This window comes from Paenibacillus sp. 7523-1 (assembly GCF_002276415.1).
GTDB classification, from domain to species: Bacteria; Bacillota; Bacilli; order Paenibacillales; family Paenibacillaceae; genus Paenibacillus; species Paenibacillus illinoisensis_A.
The window spans coordinates 1-422 of sequence record NZ_NPBR01000040.1; the positions used below are offsets into that span (position 1 = coordinate 1).

At 53.6% G+C, this 422-nt stretch carries 1 pseudogene; it reads right to left on the reverse strand.

Annotated features, from left to right (window positions below):
- Positions 1-422, reverse strand: a pseudogene (locus CHH60_RS29395) (hypothetical protein); the annotation flags it as partial.

The window sequence follows — 422 nt, forward strand, 5'->3', positions numbered from 1 at the left end:
TAGCTCCTGTTGCACCACTACTTCCCGTTATGCCAACTCCAGTGGCTCCCGTTATACCGGTTTCTCCTGTTACACCGGTTGTTCCTGTCGCTCCGGTACTTCCGGTTATGCCTACCCCAGTAGCTCCTGTTGCACCAGTACTTCCCGTTATGCCAACTCCAGTGGCTCCCGTTATACCGATTTCTCCTGTTACTCCAGTTGTTCCTGTCGCTCCAGTACTTCCGGTTACACCTACACCAGTAGCTCCTGTTACACCTGTCGCACCAGTTTCACCTGTTAAACCTGTGATGCCTGTTGCGCCGGTAATTCCGGTTACTCCAGTTTCACCTGTACCACCCGTTACTCCAGTTGATCCGGTAACCCCCGTTGCCCCTGCTCCTGCCAGTAATGTGTAGTCTGGGGAGGTTCCTGGTGTTCCTGTT